Annotated in this window: 15 protein-coding genes; 3 read left to right on the plus strand and 12 right to left on the minus strand. The window is 69.5% G+C overall.

The window, feature by feature from the left end; genetic code table 11:
- The 10 genes from GA0115254_RS03710 to GA0115254_RS03755 all read right to left on the minus strand — a co-directional run.
- Positions 1 to 951 (minus strand): serine/threonine-protein kinase (locus GA0115254_RS03710; protein WP_176739967.1); only part of this gene is annotated, 951 nt, incomplete at its 3' end.
- A 52-nt stretch (positions 952 to 1,003) separates the two neighbouring features.
- The gene (locus GA0115254_RS03715; RefSeq protein ID WP_093893822.1) at positions 1,004 to 4,015 is read right to left on the minus strand and encodes an alpha-mannosidase; all 3,012 of its coding nucleotides are present in this window, start codon (positions 4,013 to 4,015) and stop codon (positions 1,004 to 1,006) included.
- Between the two features lie 46 nt (positions 4,016 to 4,061).
- Positions 4,062 to 4,787, minus strand: a complete 726-nt coding sequence (locus GA0115254_RS03720) for a polysaccharide deacetylase family protein (RefSeq protein WP_093893823.1) — start codon at positions 4,785 to 4,787, stop codon at positions 4,062 to 4,064.
- The gene (locus tag GA0115254_RS03725) at positions 4,784 to 5,887 is read right to left on the minus strand and encodes a Gfo/Idh/MocA family protein (RefSeq protein WP_256102380.1); all 1,104 of its coding nucleotides are present in this window, start codon (positions 5,885 to 5,887) and stop codon (positions 4,784 to 4,786) included. Before GA0115254_RS03725 ends, GA0115254_RS03720 begins: the two co-directional genes overlap by 4 nt.
- Positions 5,888 to 5,991: 104 nt before the next feature.
- Positions 5,992 to 7,626 (minus strand): FAD-dependent oxidoreductase, encoded by a 1,635-nt coding sequence (locus tag GA0115254_RS03730; protein WP_093893824.1) that lies wholly within the window; start codon positions 7,624 to 7,626, stop codon positions 5,992 to 5,994.
- Positions 7,627 to 7,640: 14 nt separating this feature from the next.
- Positions 7,641 to 8,813 (minus strand): LacI family DNA-binding transcriptional regulator, encoded by a 1,173-nt coding sequence (locus GA0115254_RS03735; protein ID WP_093893825.1) that lies wholly within the window; start codon positions 8,811 to 8,813, stop codon positions 7,641 to 7,643.
- Between the two features lie 182 nt (positions 8,814 to 8,995).
- Complete coding sequence (locus tag GA0115254_RS03740; protein WP_093893826.1) at positions 8,996 to 10,066, minus strand: LacI family DNA-binding transcriptional regulator; 1,071 nt, start codon at positions 10,064 to 10,066, stop codon at positions 8,996 to 8,998.
- Between the two features lie 587 nt (positions 10,067 to 10,653).
- Entirely contained in the window at positions 10,654 to 11,610 is a 957-nt protein-coding gene (locus tag GA0115254_RS03745; protein WP_093893827.1) for a DUF6807 domain-containing protein, read from the minus strand.
- Positions 11,611 to 11,924: 314 nt separating this feature from the next.
- Positions 11,925 to 13,304 (minus strand): FAD-binding oxidoreductase, encoded by a 1,380-nt coding sequence (locus GA0115254_RS03750; protein WP_093893828.1) that lies wholly within the window; start codon positions 13,302 to 13,304, stop codon positions 11,925 to 11,927.
- Positions 13,305 to 13,372: 68 nt separating this feature from the next.
- Complete coding sequence (locus tag GA0115254_RS03755) at positions 13,373 to 14,338, minus strand: antibiotic biosynthesis monooxygenase (protein ID WP_093893829.1); 966 nt, start codon at positions 14,336 to 14,338, stop codon at positions 13,373 to 13,375.
- A gap of 79 nt (positions 14,339 to 14,417) precedes the next feature.
- On the opposite strand from GA0115254_RS03755, the gene GA0115254_RS03760 reads away from it, so the two are divergent.
- Positions 14,418 to 14,984, plus strand: coding sequence for a nucleoside deaminase (locus tag GA0115254_RS03760; protein ID WP_093893830.1), 567 nt, complete (start codon positions 14,418 to 14,420; stop codon positions 14,982 to 14,984).
- Between the two features lie 210 nt (positions 14,985 to 15,194).
- Here the strand turns inward: GA0115254_RS03760 and GA0115254_RS03765 are convergent, their stop codons facing one another.
- Entirely contained in the window at positions 15,195 to 15,386 is a 192-nt protein-coding gene (locus GA0115254_RS03765; protein WP_093893831.1) for a DUF6381 family protein, read from the minus strand.
- Between the two features lie 132 nt (positions 15,387 to 15,518).
- Between GA0115254_RS03765 and GA0115254_RS03770 the strand changes: the two genes are divergently transcribed.
- Both GA0115254_RS03770 and GA0115254_RS03775 read left to right on the plus strand, forming a co-directional pair.
- Positions 15,519 to 16,211, plus strand: coding sequence for a ribonuclease H family protein (locus GA0115254_RS03770; protein ID WP_093893870.1), 693 nt, complete (start codon positions 15,519 to 15,521; stop codon positions 16,209 to 16,211).
- 173 nt (positions 16,212 to 16,384) lie between these two features.
- Positions 16,385 to 17,116 carry a CDP-alcohol phosphatidyltransferase family protein gene (locus GA0115254_RS03775; protein ID WP_093893832.1) on the plus strand — a complete coding sequence of 244 codons (732 nt, stop codon included), beginning with the start codon at positions 16,385 to 16,387 and terminating at the stop codon, positions 17,114 to 17,116.
- Here the strand turns inward: GA0115254_RS03775 and GA0115254_RS03780 are convergent.
- Positions 17,082 to 17,531, minus strand: a complete 450-nt coding sequence (locus GA0115254_RS03780) for an FAD synthase family protein (RefSeq protein ID WP_093893833.1) — start codon at positions 17,529 to 17,531, stop codon at positions 17,082 to 17,084. The two genes, GA0115254_RS03775 and GA0115254_RS03780, sit on opposite strands and share 35 nt — an antisense overlap.
- Between the last annotated feature and the right edge of the window lie 180 nt (positions 17,532 to 17,711).

Genomic DNA, 17,711 nt, shown 5'->3' on the forward strand with positions numbered 1-17,711 from the left:
TCGTGGCCCGGCGGCACCGCGATCCTGCCGCGTGTCCGGCTCGGGGCGCCGAGGCACCGCATCCCGTGGAGCCGCGGGACTCTGCCGGGGCGCCCCGGCCGGCTCACCCGACGGCGTGCCGACCGACGCCAGCATCCGGTCCAGCTCCTCGGCCTTGGGCCTCGCGACCGTGTCCCGGGTCAGCAGCGCGTTCAGTACGGGAGTCAGCGGACCGGCCTGCCCGGGCGGCGGTATCTCCTCGTCCAGTACGGCCGCCAGTGTCGCCAGCGTGGTGGCCTTGCGCAGCGGATGCCGGCCCTCCACAGCGACGTACAGCATCATGCCGAGCGACCACAGGTCCGATGACGGATCGCCCTCCTTGCCGCGGATCCGTTCCGGCGCCATGTAGTCGGGGGAGCCGATGAGGGAGCCGGTCGCTGTCAGGCTCGTGGACTCGCGGATGGCGGCGATGCCGAAGTCCGTGAGCACCGGACTGCCGTCGGCCCGCAGCAGTACATTGGCCGGCTTCACGTCGCGGTGATGGATACCGGCGGCGTGGGCGGCGCGCAGCGCGGACAGCACTCCGCGGCCGAGCCCGGCGGCCTCGACGGGGGTGAGGGCGCCCTCGGCGAGGCGTTCCGCGAGCGAGGCGCCGGGCACCAGCTCCATCACTATCCACGGGTACGTGTGCTCGCCGCCGTCCACGATGTGGTGGACCGTGACCACGCCAGGGTGGTCGAGCCGGGCCAGCGCACGGGCCTCGCGCAGCACCCGCGCCCGCAGCAGCCGCGCCGCCTCCGGATCGTTCTCGGCGAGCGCGGGGTCCGCAGGCCGTACTTCCTTGAGCGCCACATCGCGATGCAGAGCCAGGTCATGGGCTCGCCACACCATGCCCATACCGCCACTGCCGAGCCGGTTCACCAGCTCGAAGCGGCCGTCGATCACTCGGCGCACAGGCCCCCCGGCATTCATGGAAATGAGGGTACGGGGCGGGCCCGCAGCGGTGCGCACCACCCCGTACGCCTCACGCCTCTTCGTTCGGTGTGAGCCGCAGCGTCACGATCTGGAACGGCCGCAGCCGCAACCGCACCGAATCGCCCGCCACCTCGGTGGACTCCCCGGCGAGCGGACGCTCCAGCAGGTCCGTGACACTCGCCCCGGCCAGTGCGAATCCCGCTGTCAGACGGGCAGAGACCCGGCCGCCGTGGGCCTCGTGGAGCCGGACCACCACATCCCCGCTGCCGTCGTCGGCGAGCTTCACCGCAGTCACGACCACCGCGTCGTCATCGACCGCGACCAGCGGGGCCACCGCGGCACTCCCCGGCACACGGCGCTCCGGGAGGCTGAACTGCCAGCCCTCACGCACCGCGTCACCGATCGTCGCCCCCGGCAGCAGCGCGTACCGCAACCGGTGCACGCCCTGGTCGGTCGCCGGATCGGGATAGCGGGGCGCCCGCAGCAGCGACAATCGCACCGTGGTCGTGGTGGAGCCGTCCTCACGGACCGTACGGGTCACATCGTGCCCGTACGTCGAATCGTTGATCAGCGCCGCGCCCCAGCCCGGCTCACCGACATGCAGGAAGCGGTGGGCGCAGATCTCGAACTTCGCCGCCTCCCAGCTCGTGTTGGTGTGCGTGGGCCGCTGGACGTGCCCGAACTGGGTCTCCGCCGTGGAGTGATCGGCGCGCACATCGATCGGGAACGCCGCCTTGAGGAACTTCTCCTGCTCATGCCAGTCGACCTCGGTGTCGATGTCCAGGCGCCGGGCCCCCGGCCGCAGCGTCAGCAGCTGGGTGACGCGGGACGAGCCGAAGGTACGCACCACCTCGATGCCGTCACCGCTGCGGCGCACCACGTCGGCCCCGGTCAGATCGGTCACCGCATTGCGGTAGAAGGCATCGACGTCCCAGGCGTCCCAACGGTTGGGCAGATCCGGGTGGACCTGGAGCAGATTCGCCGCACAGCCCGGGGCGACCGTCTCGCGCCCGGCCACCAGATCGACGACCGAGACCACCAGACCCCGCGCGTCCACGGTCACCCGGAGCAGTCCGTTGTCCAGCCGGAAGCCACCGCCGTACGCCTCGGCCTCCACCGGCCGCTCCCGCTGCTCCGGCGCCGGAGCAGCGCCACCGGCCGCGACGCCGGCCCGGTCGTGCGGAGCGGAGTTGAAGACGATTGTGCCCGCGTCTTCCGCAGTACCGGCCAGGGCCCGCTGCGCCGCGTCGATGACCGCTTCGAGCTCTCCGGCGCTCCGGGCGTACGTCGCCTCCGCCTCACGGTGCACCCAGGCAATGGACGAACCCGGCAGGATGTCGTGGAACTGATGCAGCAGCACACTCTTCCAGATCCGGTCCAACTTCTCGTACGGATAAGGGAATCCGGTCCGCACCGTAGCGGTGGCCGCCCACAGCTCCGCTTCCCGCAGCAGATGCTCGCTGCGCCGGTTGCCCTGCTTGGTCCGCGCCTGCGAGGTGTACGTACCGCGGTGCAGCTCCAGATACAGCTCACCCAGCCACACCGGCGGCCGGTCGTACTCGGCCTCGGCGGCGGCGAAGAAGTCCGCGGGCTTCTCGATCGTCACCCGGGGCGAGCCCTCCAGATCCGCGACACGACCGGCGCGCGCCAGCATCTCGCGGGTGGGACCACCCCCTCCGTCCCCCCAGCCGAACGGGACGAGCGAACGTGTGGCGTGCCCCTTGTCCCGGAAGTTCTTCTCGGCGTGCGCGAGTTCCTCGCCGGACAGCTCCGCCACATAGGTGTCCACAGGCGGGAAGTGCGTGAAGACGCGAGTGCCGTCCAGCCCCTCCCACAGGAAGGAATGGTGCGGGAACGGGTTGGTCGTGTTCCACGAGATCTTCTGAGTGAGGAACCAGCGCGAACCGGAGAGCGCCACCAGCTGCGGCAGCGCCGCCGAGTAGCCGAACGAGTCGGGCAGCCACACCTCCTCGGTCTCGACCCCGAACTCCTCCAGGAAGAACCGCTTGCCGTACACGAACTGCCGGGCCAGCGCTTCCGACCCGGGCATGTTGGTGTCGGACTCCACCCACATCCCGCCGACCGGCACGAACTGTCCGGCCGCGGCCTTCTCCTTGACCCGCGCGTACAGCGCCGGCTGATGCTCCCGCAGCCAGTCCAGTTGCTGGGCCTGCGACATCGCGAAGACGAACTCCGGATGGTCGTCCATCAGCGCCACCACATTGGAGGTGGTGCGGGCGACCTTGCGCACGGTCTCCCGCAGCGGCCACAGCCACGCCGAGTCGATATGCGCATGCCCCACCGCCGACAACCGGTGGGCGGAGGCATGCGCGGGGGACGAGAGCACGGCGCGCAGCTGCTCCCGGGCGGCGGTTGCGCTCGCGCCCACGGCGTCCAGGTCCAGCGAGTCCAGACAGCGTTCCACCGCGCGCAGGATCTCCCAGCGGCGCGCCGAACCGAGCGGCAGCTGTCGCATCAGCTGGTCGAGCACCTCCAGGTCCTGGACCAGCTCCCACACCTGCCGGTCGAAGACCGCGACGTCCATCCGCTCGACGCGGTACAGCGGCTCGCTGCCCGCGGTCTCCCGGTCGCCGAGCGCACTGACGCCGTCCAGGATCTCCGGATTGGCGGCTGCCTCCAGGTAGTACGTGAACTCCTCGCCGCCCGCCACCGGTTCGTCGATGCGTAGCCAGGTGTTGCGCGGGTTGAGTGCCTTGACCACGCTGCCGTCCGGCCGGTGGGCCAACGCCTCCGCGGAGAACCCCGGCCGGTCCCGGGCGAAACCGAGGTCGATCACCGCTTCGACGGTCTCATCCGCCCAGTCGGCCGGGACGCGGCCGGTCACCCGGAACCAGCTGGTGCCCCAGGCGGGCCCCCAGTCGTCGCCGATGGCGCCGGGCTTGTAAGGGGCGGTCACCGCCTCGGCGAAGGGCACCGGTTCGCCGGGGGCGTGCCAGACCTCGAATACAAGGGGTGCCGTACGGGGATGGACGGCGGGGCGGATGCGCTCGCGCAGGGCACGGTCGAGCCGTTCCTCGGTCAGTGTGCGGTCGTCATGCATGAGTGAAGGGCCCCTCTGAATGAAATGTGTGCGGCGCGGTGGTGGTTCACGGGAGCTCGTTGAAGCCCACGCAGGGCAGTGACATCCCGTCGGCCAGGGCCAGGAGCTTCTCCAGCCGGGCCGGTGCCACATGGTTGGACGCATGGGCGTCGGCGATGCAGTGGGCGTAGAGCGTGGTCACACCGCCGTCGTCGGCGGTCCGGCGCAGTGCCGCCTCCACGCCGGTCAGATCGTCTCCGTACGCGACGGCCCCGCGCCCGGAGTCCACCGAGCACCCCGGCAGGACCCGCCGGGTGGCGATGGCGCCTGCCGGGACATGCAGCTCGGCAGCGAGGGACGGATCGGCGCGGCGGTCGGCGGACACACCGCCGCGCAGCCGCTCGAAGAGCGCGAGAAGCAGCCGGTCGGTGCTCTCGTCACGGGCACTGCACGGATAGGCGAAGCTCCGGGCCGGGAAGCCGAGGCGGCGCAGCTCCTCCAGGGCGGGCATCACCTCCTGGTCGAGATAGGCGCCCGGTCCGTGCGCGGCGATGAACTCGGGCGCCCGCTCGTGCCGCAGACCGTGGCAGCCGATGGTGTGGCCGTCGTCCGCGAGCCGGCGCAGCAGCCGCACGTCGTCGCGGTCGAGCCGGTCGGGCTCACAGATGAAGAAGGTGACACGGGCGCCGTACGACGTGAACAGCGGTGCGGCGGCGGCCCACTCGCGCACATGCCGGTCGTCGAAGGTGAGCAGCAGGGCGCGGTCGACGTGGTTCTCCCCGCGGCCGGTCATCCTCCGGACTCCTCGGGTGCCCAGCCGGGCACGGAGCCGTGCAGTGCCGTGTAGAAGGGGTCGCCCGGAACGATCTCGCCGGCCAGGACGGGGTGGCCGGTGAGCGCCGCCTTGTACATCGCGGTGATCAGCTCCAGGGAGCGGCGGCCGTCCCCGGCGCTCGCCCTGGGCCGTCGGCCAGCCCGCATGTCGGCCAGGAGCGAACGGAGTTGGGCGCTGTGCGAGCTGGGGACGTCCTCGGCGGGGGAGGCCCAGCCGGCCGCCCGGCCGGGCTCGACACCTGGTGCCGGGGTGTAGGTCCAGTCACCGTTGCCGTACCCGTAAAGATGGTTCAGCTCGATCGTGGCGTCCCGCAGATCGATCCGCAGATGGCTCAACTGACGTGGTGAAAGGGCGCTGTTGACCACGGTGGCGAGTGCACCCGAGGCGAAGCGCACGGTGGCGGTGGTGACATCGTCGGTCTCGACGTCACGGGCCAGCCGGCCCGCCATGGCCCGGATCTCCGCCCAGTCCCCGAGGAGTTCCAGCAGCAGATCGATCTGGTGGATGCCGAGCCCCATGGCGGGGCCCGCGCCCTCGGTCGCCCACTTTCCGCGCCAGGGGACGGCGTAGTAGGCGTCGTCGCGATACCAGGTGGTCTGGCAGTGGGCGACCAGCGGCGCACCCAGCTCGCCGGAGGCGATGAGGGCCTTGGCGTGTTCGGCGCCCGATCCGAACCGGTGCTGGAAGACGATCGGGGCGTACGGGCCCCGCTCGCCCTCGGCGGCGGTCATGGCGTCGTACTCCGCCAGACTGAGTGCGGGCGGCTTCTCGCACCACACCCATGCCCCGGCCCCCAGGGCGGCGACGACCTGATCCCGGTGGGCGACGGGCGGCGAGGCGATGACGACGAGGTCGGGACGGACCTCGCTCAGCGACGTGGCGAGATCGGTGGAGTGGTGGGGGAGCGCGAAGTCTGCGGAGAAGGCGCGGGCCGCGGTGGGATCGGCATCGACGGCGCCGACCACTGCGAAGTCCGAGGGAAGTTCGAGGAACGCCGGCATATGGACGGCGCGGGCGATGTTGCCCGCGCCGACGAGCAGTACACGGTAGGGAGACACAGTCACAGAGGGCCGTCCAGGCTGAGGGCGTGAGGCGCCGGGATTGGTAAGCGTTTTCCAGCAGCTCGGTGAAGAGCCCTTCCCGAGGGAAGGGCGGTTGGGTTTCAGAGAGTGGCGTAGAGCGCCCCGGCACCGGTCACGGGGTCGGTGCGGAGCCGGTCCGGCCAGTCGAGGGCGAGGCCGAGCGAACTGCTCAACCGGCTCTGGAAGGAGGCGAGTCGGTGTTCGGTACTGCGGACGGCACGCGGCGGCAGCCGGTGTTCGAGGCAGTACGACACGAGCGCGCCGACGGCCTCGCCGATGCTCCACTGGCCCGCGTGCCCGCCGAGCGCGGGCGAGCTGAGATGCGTGGCGCCGATGTTCCGCCCGGCAGGGAGCAGATTCTCCATCCGTACGGGCAGCAGTGCGCCCAGCGGCAGTTGGAACGGCAGGCACTCCAGATCGAGGCCCGCGCCACCCCCGGTTCCGGGGTGCAGCGTGATCCGGGATCGCAGAGTGCCCACGCTGTCCGTGAAGGTCTCGGCGCCCGGTGCCCCGGCCCGTGCCGCAACGGTCAGATGATGTTCCAGCAGGGTGAACTCGGCCCGGATGCGCCGGGATTCGCGTACGTGGAGTGTCTTGGCGAACCCGTCCGCCGTGCCGGTGGCATCGGGCCGCAGGCGCAGCTCGGGGTAGCCGTGGCCGCCGTCGTGCCGGGGCGCCCGCGTCTGCATCCAGTGGAGGAACGACAGCGCCTGCTCGTGTGCCTCCCGTTCGGCGCGGGCCCGTACGTCGCCCCCGAGCCCGGCGAGCGGAAGGCGTGTGTAGGCCGTCTGCTGCCAGTCGACCAGGGTGATGTCGCTGTCGAAGGTGCCGGGCAGATAACGGCTCCGGGCGAGTGCCCGCAGCTGGTGCCAGCGGTCGTTGGGAGGTGCGGCCCATGGCGGGACCTCGTCCGGCTCGTGCAGGAAGAGCGGCACGGAGCGGGCCGGGGCGCCGTCGGGTTCCGCGGTGTCCCAGGAGAAGGCGTCGGACCACCGGGCGTAGCCGGCCGGCCGGTCGACGGTGTGGTCCTCGCCGGGGCGATGGTCCAGGGCGAAGACCCAGGAGACCGGCTGCTGGTCGAGCGGATCGGCGACGGCGGCCGCGTGCGGTTCGCCGGTCTCCTCGCGGGACTCGGCGCCGGTGACATGTTCGACGCCCGCGAGGTCGAGCAGCTCGCCCAGGTCCGTCGCATCGACGATGTACGGGGCGCCGACCGTCAGCAGCTCGCCGTCAGCGGCCTCCAGGGTGACCGCGGCCACCCGGTCCCCGTCCGCCTGGGCCGCGACCGGGCGGTGGCGCAGCAGCAGGGTGAGCCGGCCCGAGGCGAGATGCGGGGTGAGGAGCTCCTGGACGACGGCGAGTGCGGCGCGCGGCTCATGGCTGAGATGACCGGTGGTACTGAGGCCGGGGTCGAGCAGCGGATCGGCGTACGGCGCCGGACGCAGCGGGTAGTTGCGCCGGTAGAAGTCGCGTATCCGCTCGCGCAGATCGCGGTAGCCGGGGGAGACGGGATCCAGTTCGATGCGATGGCCGTCGGCGAGCGGCACCGCCTGCGCGGTGAACAGGCCACCGGGCCAGTCGGTCGCCTCGGTGAGCACGACGCGGTGTCCGAACCGGGCTGCGGTCAGCGCGGCGGCGAGACCACCGAGACCGGCACCGACCACCAGGACATCGGTCCCGAGTTCGCGGGTACGGGGTGCGGGGGCGGCGAACACAGGAGTCTCCTCCCTCAGGGCCGGCGGGCAGCGACGGTACGGAGCCGGACCGGCACGGACTCGCGCGTCCTGATCCGGACGGGGAGCACGATCTGCTCGGCGCTGCGGTACGGATCCTCGCCTGCCGCGCGCTCCGCGATCCGGGTGACCAACTGCTCGACCGCCCGGCTGCCGATCTCCCTGGCGGGCAGTCGGGCGGCGAAGCTGGTGAGCGGCAGCAGATCGTAGGGGCCCGCGTCGTCCATACCGGCCAGCACGATCTCGTCGGGTACGGCAATGCCGAGCGAAGCCAGATCGGAGGCTGCGGTGGCGACGGCGAAACCATGCGCACACAACAGGGCAGTCGGTGGCTCGGGCGCCGCGAGGAGACCGGACAGCAACTGCTTGCGGTCGTCGCCGGACAGCGCCGTGTACGAGCGCAGCGCGGTGAACCGGGGGAGCAGGGGCTGGTCATGGGCACGCAGCGCCTGCTTGTGCCCGGTCATCCGGTCGTGGACGCTGGTGCACTGCGTCTCGCCCCAGAGCGTCGCTATGCGTTCATGGCCGTCGGCCAGCAGATGCTCGGTGAGCCGGTAGCCGACGTCGTAGTTGTCGGCGGTGACCGCGTCGATGGCGAGGCCGGGAAAATACCGGTCGACCAGGACCATCGGGATGCGCAGGCGTCTGATCTCGTCCAGCACGTCGAGATCGGGCGCGCCCTGGACCGGGTAGAGGATGATGCCGTCGACCCGGTCCTCGACGGCCTGGTGCAGCGCCTGGTCCTGGCGGGCGAGGGACGCGGGGTGATCGGCGTGCCCCGTGTCGGTCATCTGGACCGCGGAGTCCGAGAAGAACAGCCGCAGCCCTCGCTCCGAACAGCCGGACTCGACCCCGCGCAGCACTTCGGACTGGTACGGCCCCTGGCCGCTGATGATGCAGGCGATCACGCCCGACCTGTGGGCCGGGGCAGGTTCCGCGGCCCGGTCCGAAGGATCGGCGACAAATGTACCCAGACCCCGGCGACGTACCAACAACCCCTCGGCGACAAGGTCGTTGAGTGCTCGGACGGCGGTGGTGGAACTGACTCCGAAGCGCTCGCGCAGCTGGTTCTGAGTGATGAACGGGGCGCCGGCCTCGTACTCGTCACGTGCCACCTCGGCCCGCAACTCGTCCTTGATGCGCTGGTACTTGGGTCCGGACGTACCCATCCAGCCACCATCCTCCCGGATTTGACGCGTCAATCGGTGTTGGTCACAGTGTGGTGGCGATTAACGCATTATTTCAAGGGGGTTGCTGCGAAATAATCGGCAACTTAGTGCGTGAAGTAGGGGCGTTGTTGATTCAATGCGTCAATTCATCAGCTCGGATGGGGTCCTCGGCCGGTCATGCCTCAGCCGGTCGTGCGGGGCGGCGGTGCCGTGCTGGCACGCACCACCAGTCGCGACGGCACGGCGAGCGTGCGCGGCGAAGCCGTCGCGTCGCCGAGGGCCAGCAGCAGCGCCCGGCGGCCGATCTCTTCGAGCGGCAGCCGCACCGTGGTCAACGCGGGCGTGACGTCGCAGGCCACCGGCACATCGTCGAAACCGACGACGGAGACATCGGCGGGCACGCTCCGCCCGAGGTCGTCACGGAGCGCCGCGAGCGCCCCGAGCGCCATGGCGTCATTGAGTGCGAAGAGTGCGGTGATCCCCGGCGACCTGCGGAACAGCTGCACCGCCGCGGCTCGCCCACCCTCCCGGGTGAAGTCGGCCTCGACGCGATGGCGCTCCTGAACGGAGATGCCCAGTTCGGCCGCCCGTTCCAGGAAGCCGTGCAGTCGGTCCTGCACGGAGACCAGCGCCAGCGGTCCGCAGATGATACCGATCTCCGTGTGCCCCAGCTGGGCGAGATGCTCGGCGACCGCCCGGCCACCCTCGCGGTTTCCCGGCGCGATCGTGTCCACCGGAAGATCCTGGTGCGCGACCGCGGTCACCCGGCCGCCCTGCGCCGCGAACGCCTCCAGTTCCTGGGCGAGCGCGGGACTCCCGCCGGTGAAGCCCGAACCGGCGAGGACGACGGCACGGGCCCGCTGCGCTCGCAGCCGTGCCACGTACTCCGCATCGAGCCCGGGCTCGTGGAAGGTGCCGGCGAGCATCACGAGGAGCTTGTGGTCGCGGGCGACCTCCATGACACCGGCCGCGACGGCGGAGTAGTAGGCGTCGTTCACATCGTGCACGATCAGACCGACGATGGACGTCGTGGACTGCACGAGCGCGCGGGCCGGCGCGTTGGACACATAGCGGAGCCGGGCGGCCGCCTCCAGGACGCGCTCCCGCAGCTCCTGGGTGACGTTGCGGTCGCTGTCGCTGAGGACGCGCGAAGCCGTGGCGAGAGAGACCCCCGCGTCCTGCGCGACCTGCTGGAGCGTCACGGCGGACGGTGGGCGGGAACGGGCGGAACGTCGATTGACCTGGCTCTGCATAGGGCTACGATAGCTGCACTGAAAGCGTTTTCCCATTGCGTACGCAAGAGGAGACCCGGCACCAGGACCGTCCTGCCGCCCCTCGATCGGCCCGCGCTCCATCGCTCCGGCTCGGTCAGCGGCATCGTGGCCGGACAGCGGTAGACGGCATCACCGCGGAAGGCGTACTGCCGCTCGGTCTCCGGGGTGAGCCGGACGCCGAGTCCCGGCGCCCGTGGGGCGAGCAAGCACCCCGACTCGATGGGGAACGGTTCGACCAGCACGACTCGGCCACCGGATCGGCGAAGACATCACCCGGGTTGGTGACGGCCGGCCGACGACCGAGGACGGGCCGGTCCAGCACGGGACAGCTGTCGATCCTGACCGAGGTGAGTTGCAGCCGACGGAGCCTGGGAGCTCCGGACACCCGGGCGGCCCTGGGGTTGCCGAGCGCGATGTCGGCACCGGCGAGGGCGCGTGCGTCCACCACGGAGGCCGTCCCCGGCTCGGCGAACCACACAGACCGGGCCCGAGATCGCGCAGGCGTGCGCGACCGGACTCGTCGAGTGACAGTTCCGCGTACAGGCTGACCCCGTCCATGCCCTTGTTCACCACGGGTGCTCCGCGAGGTACTCGGCGATCCGCTCCCGGTCCCATGCACCGTCCGCGACGGTGACCCGGTAGCGGCGGGACAGGGTGTCGCCCGGGGCCAGCTCCAGTTCGTCGTAGAACGCGAAGGAGGGTGCCACGGCCGCGAAGGGTTCGTTGCGGACGAACCAGTGTGCCGGGTGGGTCCCGCCCTCTCCCGTGTGATCGTTCTCCGGGGCGTGCTGGAAGATCAGTGTGGCGTGGCCGTCGGAGCCGTCGTGCTCACCGCTGTAGGCCAGCCACGGCGCCTGCGTCCCCATCAGCTCCGGCCCCGCGCCGTCCGGCCCGAGGATCCGCCCGCCCCGGAAGGCGCGCGGCCCGCGCCAGAAGAGACCGGTGTAGCCCGCCGCCTTTCGGCCGTGCGTCGTGGGACTGCCGAAGCGCAGCGGCTCGGTACGCCGATTGGTGATCGCGCTCGACCAGGTCAGCGTCCAACTGCCTCCGGCGCCCACCGCACCAGCGTCGGATTCGGCGTGCTCCACGTCATGCAGGTCGATGATCCGCTGCTCGTCCGCCCAGTGCGTGCCGTCGTGGTGGCGCCAGCTCAGCCGCTCCGCGATGACCGCGTGTCCGGCGTCCGCCACCACCTCGTCGAACCCGATGTGCGCCATCGATCCGACCCGTTCGGGCAGCGGCCGGTAGTCCTGGCCGTGAACGTAGGTGTTGCCTCCCCACAGGTTCTGCCCGGACAGATGGGAGGCCGTCATCTGAACGCCCTTGTGCCAGCGGTGATCATTGGGCCGATAGTCGGTGACAACGTTATCGGTCAGTGTGCGCATGGGGTGGACGTAAGGCTTCGGGGCCTCCCAGGCCGCCTCCGGGCGGTAGACATAGCTGATCAGATCGATACCGCCCCGCTCCTCCGTGACCGTGATCCGGTCCCCGTGGGCGTGCGTGATGCGCAGTGGACTGCTCATGTCCCAAGTCTCCTGGGTAGGGCTGGAAAGCGCTTACCGAAACCTAGGCCCTGCGCCGGAGGGCGTCAACAAGCCTCCATGAGTGGGCGGTGCATCCCGGGTCGGGCGTTGCTCAGCCGCGGGCGATCGATCCCGGATGCGCGTACGGAGGACCGCCCATGCGTTCCGGACATCGTCCGAGGCCCGTGAACTTCTCCGGCGGGAAGGAGTCGCCGTGATCGACTGTCGCGGTGTCCGACGGAATTGGCCGGAGGCGGCCATGTCGTGACGCAGGGTGACTGACGGGGTGCCTTTCCTCCGCCGGCCGAAGTGCCTCAGGGCGTGAGGTAGGAGTGGAAGACGCCCTCCGGGTCGTACCGTGCCCTCAGGTCCTGCAGCCGTCGCCAGTCACGCGCCGTGTACGACCGCTCAGCGCGGGCGGGACCGGCGCTGAGGTCGGCCTCGGCGATGTAATGCCCCGTCCCGAGGGGCTCCACGGCGCCCATCGCGTCACGCAGCCAGCGGACGTTGATGTCGTCCTCCGCGGGATCGTCCCAGATGGCGTACGGGACGACGTAGCTCGATCCGAGCACCGAGAACGCCATGTCGCGCAGCAGTTCCTCATTGTGAGACGCGGGCGATACGGGTGCCAGGACGAGGGAATTGTCGGAGGGGGCGCTCTCCACCGCGTGGCCGAGCCGGGACAGCAGCGTCCCGAGGCCGGATTCCGACCACAGGGTGTCGGCTGCGTAGCGGCGATGTGCGGGCCATGTGTCGCGGGAGGCCGCATAGAGGGCATCGGGGGATGTCGGCTCGCCCGCCTCGCGGAAGAGGGATCGATCGGCGAAGGGGCATTCCCGGAGCGGCCCGAGATCCTGGACGGCCTGCTCGCGCGAATCTGCGAAAGCGGTGGCCATGACGGTGATCACCTTCGGCCGCGGCCTCGCTTTCGTCATGTGCCGGGCGGCTGTTGCGAGTACGAGCGACAATTCCACGGTCGGCTTGAGCTCATGCGCGGTTTCGACCGCCCAGTTCGTCACCTCTTCGAGATCCGCGAGGGGAAAGGCATACGTGGTCGACATGACAGCCCCGGGAAGCCGGTGCAGACGGAGGTGAAAGCGGGTGACGACGGCGAAGAAGCCCGGACCCGCTCCGCGCGCCGCCCAGAACAGGTCGGGATTCTCGTCCTTGTTGCACCGGACCGTTTCACCGTCCGCAGTCACGGCTTCGACTTCCTGGACGCTCCGACAGGCCGGCCCCAGGGCGCCGGAATTCCAGCCGAGACCTCCGCTCAGGAGATATCCGCCTACGGCGACCGACCCGCAATGCCCCGTGGGAAAGGAAAAGCCGCGTTCAGCGAGTTGCGGAGCGAGTTCGCTGCCGGTGACAGCGGGCTGCACGGTCGCCGTCGCGGAAGCCGCGTCGATCTCGCACCGCCGGAGCCGGGAGAGGTCGATGAGCATCCCGTCGGAACGGACGGAAGACCCGCACCAGCTGTGCCCGCCCGCCCGTACCGCGATGCGGAGTCCGTGGGAACGAGCCAGTCCGATGGCTGCGGGAACATCTCGCTCCGAAGCAGCACGGACGATCAGTTCCGGGAACCGCTCGGGCTTGAGCCCGTTCCACACCATGCCCGCCAGGACCGCTTCGTAGCCGGCATCGCCGCGCCGGACGAGCTCCCCTTCGATTTCTCTGGCCAGTTCTCTGTCGCGCATCACGGAACTTCCGGACTTTCACGGGCAACGGCCGCGGACGAAGCTGAAGACGGTGGTGTGGAGTACCCCTAGCTCGTGGTCAGGCCGAAGATGGTGATGATCACCAGGCAGCACACTGCTACGACCGCGGCGCCCGCCACATGGACGCCGACGGATCGTGCCCGGCCGGGCAGCAGCCAGAAGGCGAGCGCTCGGGTGACCAGCGGCATGAGCAACCAGGTCAGCACACTGACACTCAGTACGTTGCTGATGAACAGAGCGAGGTACCCCGGCACTTCGAGGCGACCGAGCCAGTCACCGACCGTCAGGTTCAGGATCATCACCGTGGGATACAGGGCCAGTACCACGGACATGGCCTGCTTCCAGTTGGCGGGAGCCCCTTCTCCCGCGCCCTCACCGAAGCGGAACCATGCGCCGAACGCCGACCTGATCTTGCGCACGTCGTAGGAACCGAAGTAGTCACGCCCTTCCGTCAGAAGCTTCTCGCGCGCCTCGGAGCTGAGCCATTCCTCAAGGTGTGCGCGTGTGTCGAAGCGGAAGGCAACCACCCAACGGTCCTGAACCCCCTTGACCGGCTTGAAAAGCTCCGACCCCATGAAACCAGGATGCCTCTCCTGTTCCTTGAGGACCTTGTCCTGCCAGCGCATGAACTCCCGCTCGAACCCCGGCCGTACGTCATGCGAGACGACCGCCGTGACGACATCCTCGGTCGGCGTGCCACCGGAAAGCACCTCTTGCGTGGGGGTTCCGTCGAACAGCGGACGTCCCTCGTCGAGGAGCTGCCGACGCGCATTCGAGTCCAGCCACTCGGTCAACTGCTCGACACGGGAGAAGCGGAATACGACGACCCACTCATTCTCCTCACCGGAGGCCGGCGGGTACAACTCCGTTCCCTGGAACCCGTCGAAGCCGCGCACGACCTCGTTGGTCTTCTCCTGCCAGCGCTTGTAGTCCTCAACCCGGCCGGCCCGGACTCTCTGGGAAGTCACGACCGTTGCGCTGCCGCTGGGGTCGCGGCTTGCACGGGTACTCATGCGGAGTAGTCTAGTTGCAAAGGGAGTTATCGGGCAAATGGGGGAAAATTGGCGCCTCGATGAGCGGGAGGATCTTGAGATGGGACACAAGGAGTTCATGGCCGAAGCGGTCCGACTGGCCACCGAGTCCGTCGACAAGGGCTGGGGCGGGCCGTTCGGCGCGGTGATCACCAACGACGGCGAGATCATCGCGCGCGGGCAGAATCGTGTACTTCTCACAGCCGACCCGACGGCGCACGGCGAAATAGAAGCCATTCGCAAGGCCGTTCAGCTGTTCAATCCGGAGGCGCCCACCATCGCCGAGGACTATCAGGATGCATACACCCTGAAACTGGTGCCTCGCCCCGAGGGTTCCCCCGACCTCGTGCCCGAACGTGCCCGCATGCTGCAGGGGTGCACGATCTACACCAGTGGTGCTCCGTGCCCGATGTGCATGAGTGCCATTTACTGGTCCCGGATCGGTACGGTCTACTACAGCTGCGACTGGAAGGCGACTCAGGAGATCGGTTTCGACGATGTCTTCCAGTACGAGGACTTCGTGAAGCCCCCGGACCAGCGGAGCATCACGCTCCAGCAACTCCACCCCGAGCTGGGGGCCACGTCCTACGAGGCGTGGACGAACAAGGCGAACAGGCATCCGTACTGAGGCGGTTCGGAACGAGAGCAGACCAGCGATCGCCGCGTCGTAGATGAAGCCGGGGTGTCGAAGCCCGGCGGCCGACGTCCTGCCGCTCACTCATGGAAGGGCAGCAAGGCGCCGGCCGTTTTCTGAGGCAGGTACTGCGTGACACAGGTACTGCGTGACACAGGTGTTGCGCATGGTACTACGTGACACGTGTACTACGTGACGCAGGTACTACTTCGGCGGGCGGGCTTTCTTGCTGCCGACGTTGCCCTGCTGGTCACTCTGCTCCTGCAGCTTCTGGGCCTTCTCCTGGAGCCGCCGGCGCTGCTCAGGGTCGGTGGTGCGCTCAGCGGCCTCGGTCATGTGCCGGGCCTTCTCGCGCAGCTCCTGCGCACGGTCACCGGATTCACGTGCAACGCTCATCATCGCTCCTTGTGCGGTTGGGAAGAGCTTGCTCCATCAGAGAACCAGCGTCGCCGGTTCACCGCACCTCGAATCGTCACTCAGCGTTACGGAGTGCCGTGGGGGCGGTGCGGCGCTGGCATGATCGAGGGCATGAACGAGAGCATCATCGCCGCGTGTGACGGGGCATCGAAGGGCAATCCGGGGCCTGCGGCCTGGGCGTGGGTCGTGGCCGATGCGCAGGGGCGACCGGAGCGCTGGGAAGCGGGTCCGCTGGGGACCGCCACCAACAATGTCGCCGAACTCACGGCGTTGAAGGAGCTGTTGGAGTCCATGGATCCGTCCGTGGGGATCGAGGTACGGATGGATTCGCAGTACGCGATGAACGCGGTGACGAAGTGGCTGCCGGGATGGAAGCGCAACGGCTGGAAGACCTCGGCCGGAAAGCCGGTGGCCAACCGTGACCTGGTGTCCCGCATCGACGCCCTGCTGACCGGCCGGACCGTGGACTTCGTCTATGTGCCCGCCCACCAGGTGGACGGAGATCCGCTCAACGCCCTCGCCGACCAGGCGGCCAGCGAGGCCGCTGTGGCGCAGCGGCCGGCTGGTACCGCGCACGGGTCGCAACTGCCGACGCCCGCTCCGGCCAGGGCGACCGAGGGGCGGGGCAGGAGTGCTCCGGCGAAGAAGGCAGGAGGCGCGGCACGCTCCGCACGCTCCGGTGGAACCATCCGGGCCAAGTTCGCGGGCCGCTGCCACTGCGGAAAGCCTTACGCGGCACAGGAGATGATCGCCAAGAACCCGAACGGCTGGGGGCACCCGGAGTGCCGTGCCGTGCCCGCTTGAGGCGCGGTCCGTCGGGCCCGCGCACCCGGTGCGGGCCCGACGGAGGCGGATCGCCGGCCGGAGCGGGCGAGTAGCCACGCGAAATGGGGCCCGCGTGCCATGATGCGGCTCCGACAGCGGCGTCCGCAGTGCTCTGCCGAGGCCGCCGGCAACGGCGACACGCTGGGGGGCGTATGGGAAGCACAGGCACGGTTCTGCGTGAGTTGCGCGGTGCACAGAAGACGGCCAAGGGGGTGTCGCTGTACTCGCGGTACGTGAACCGCCCGGCCGGACGGGTGTTCGCGGCAGGTGCATACCGCATCGGACTGACACCGAATCAAGTCACGCTGGTCAGCGCGGCATTCACCTTCACCGCCATCGCCTCGGTGGCTCTCGTCCGGCCGTCCTGGGGGCTCGCGATCGCGGTGTACGCGGGGCTCGTCATCGGCTTCGCCTTCGATTCGGCCGACGGGCAGCTGGCCAGGCTGACCGGCAGGGGAGGTCCGGACGGCGAGTGGCTGGACCATGTCGTCGACTGCGCCAAGATGATTCTCGTACACACCGCCGTACTGATCTCGTTCCAGCGGTTTTTCGATCTGCCGGCCGAGGGCTGGCTGCTCCTGCCGCTGGGCTTCCTGTTCACCGCCGTGCTGACCTTCTGCGCCGGGCTGCTGCGCGAACAACTGGGCAGGGCGGCCGCCTTGCCCGCGGCGGGCAGCGGCGCCGCGGTCCCGGTGTCCCGGGTGCGGGCCGTGGCGCTGCTGCCCGCCGACTACGGGGTGTTCTGTCTGGTGTTCCTGCTGCTCGGCGACCGGACCGCGTTCCGCATCGGTTATGCGGTGCTCGCCGTCGTCCACGCACTGTTCCTGGTGGCGTTCCTCGCCAAGTGGTTCAGGGAGCTGACAGCGCTCCGGAGTGCGGACTGACGAGCGTGTCCAGCGCCCGGCGCAGCTGGGTGCTGGACGTGTGCACGGTGTACGGGAAGTAGACCACCTCGACGCCGACCTCGGCGAAGTCCCGCTCCAGCCGCTTGCCCTTCTCGGTGTCCCGCCAGTCGTCCCCCTTGAAGATGACGTCGAACCTGACCTGCTGCCAGGTCTCGACCTTGTCAGGCACGGTCTCGACGAACGCGGCGTCCACGTAGCGGACGCTGCGTACGATCTCCAGCCTTTCCGGCAGCGGAATCACCGGTTTGTGGCCCTTGGCGAGCGCGGCCATCTCGTCCGAGACGACGCCCGCGACGAGGTAGTCGCACTGACTGCGGGCATGCCGCAGGATGTTGAGGTGCCCTATGTGGAAAAGGTCGTAGACCCCCGGCGCGTAGCCGACCCTGTGCACCATCCGTTCTCTCCCCCCACGGTGAACGTGATGTCCGTGTCCGCAGCAGTTGTCCGGACATGGCATCCGGTGCTGCGGGATATCGGTATCGGTGTTGATGGTGCAACGACCTTACTGTGAAGACCACTTGCGCATCTCGTGAACGGATAAGCTCACTTTTGGGGCTGTTCCTTGGGGGGAACA

Source organism: Streptomyces sp. Ncost-T10-10d, assembly GCF_900091955.1.
Taxonomy (GTDB): domain Bacteria; phylum Actinomycetota; class Actinomycetes; order Streptomycetales; family Streptomycetaceae; genus Streptomyces.

Bases quoted from the DNA above. Each gene is read 5' to 3' on its own strand.
- GA0115254_RS03715 (WP_093893822.1), bottom strand. From the start codon at position 4,015: ATGCATGACGACCGCACACTGACCGAGGAACGGCTCGACCGTGCCCTG.
- GA0115254_RS03720 (WP_093893823.1), bottom strand. From the start codon at position 4,787: ATGACCGGCCGCGGGGAGAACCACGTCGACCGCGCCCTGCTGCTCACC.
- GA0115254_RS03735 (WP_093893825.1), bottom strand. From the start codon at position 8,813: ATGGGTACGTCCGGACCCAAGTACCAGCGCATCAAGGACGAGTTGCGG.
- GA0115254_RS03740 (WP_093893826.1), bottom strand. From the start codon at position 10,066: ATGCAGAGCCAGGTCAATCGACGTTCCGCCCGTTCCCGCCCACCGTCC.
- GA0115254_RS03745 (WP_093893827.1), bottom strand. From the start codon at position 11,610: ATGAGCAGTCCACTGCGCATCACGCACGCCCACGGGGACCGGATCACG.
- GA0115254_RS03750 (WP_093893828.1), bottom strand. From the start codon at position 13,304: ATGCGCGACAGAGAACTGGCCAGAGAAATCGAAGGGGAGCTCGTCCGG.
- GA0115254_RS03755 (WP_093893829.1), bottom strand. From the start codon at position 14,338: ATGAGTACCCGTGCAAGCCGCGACCCCAGCGGCAGCGCAACGGTCGTG.
- GA0115254_RS03760 (WP_093893830.1), top strand. From the start codon at position 14,418: ATGGGACACAAGGAGTTCATGGCCGAAGCGGTCCGACTGGCCACCGAG.
- GA0115254_RS03765 (WP_093893831.1), bottom strand. From the start codon at position 15,386: ATGAGCGTTGCACGTGAATCCGGTGACCGTGCGCAGGAGCTGCGCGAG.
- GA0115254_RS03770 (WP_093893870.1), top strand. From the start codon at position 15,519: ATGAACGAGAGCATCATCGCCGCGTGTGACGGGGCATCGAAGGGCAAT.
- GA0115254_RS03775 (WP_093893832.1), top strand. From the start codon at position 16,385: ATGGGAAGCACAGGCACGGTTCTGCGTGAGTTGCGCGGTGCACAGAAG.
- GA0115254_RS03780 (WP_093893833.1), bottom strand. From the start codon at position 17,531: ATGGTGCACAGGGTCGGCTACGCGCCGGGGGTCTACGACCTTTTCCAC.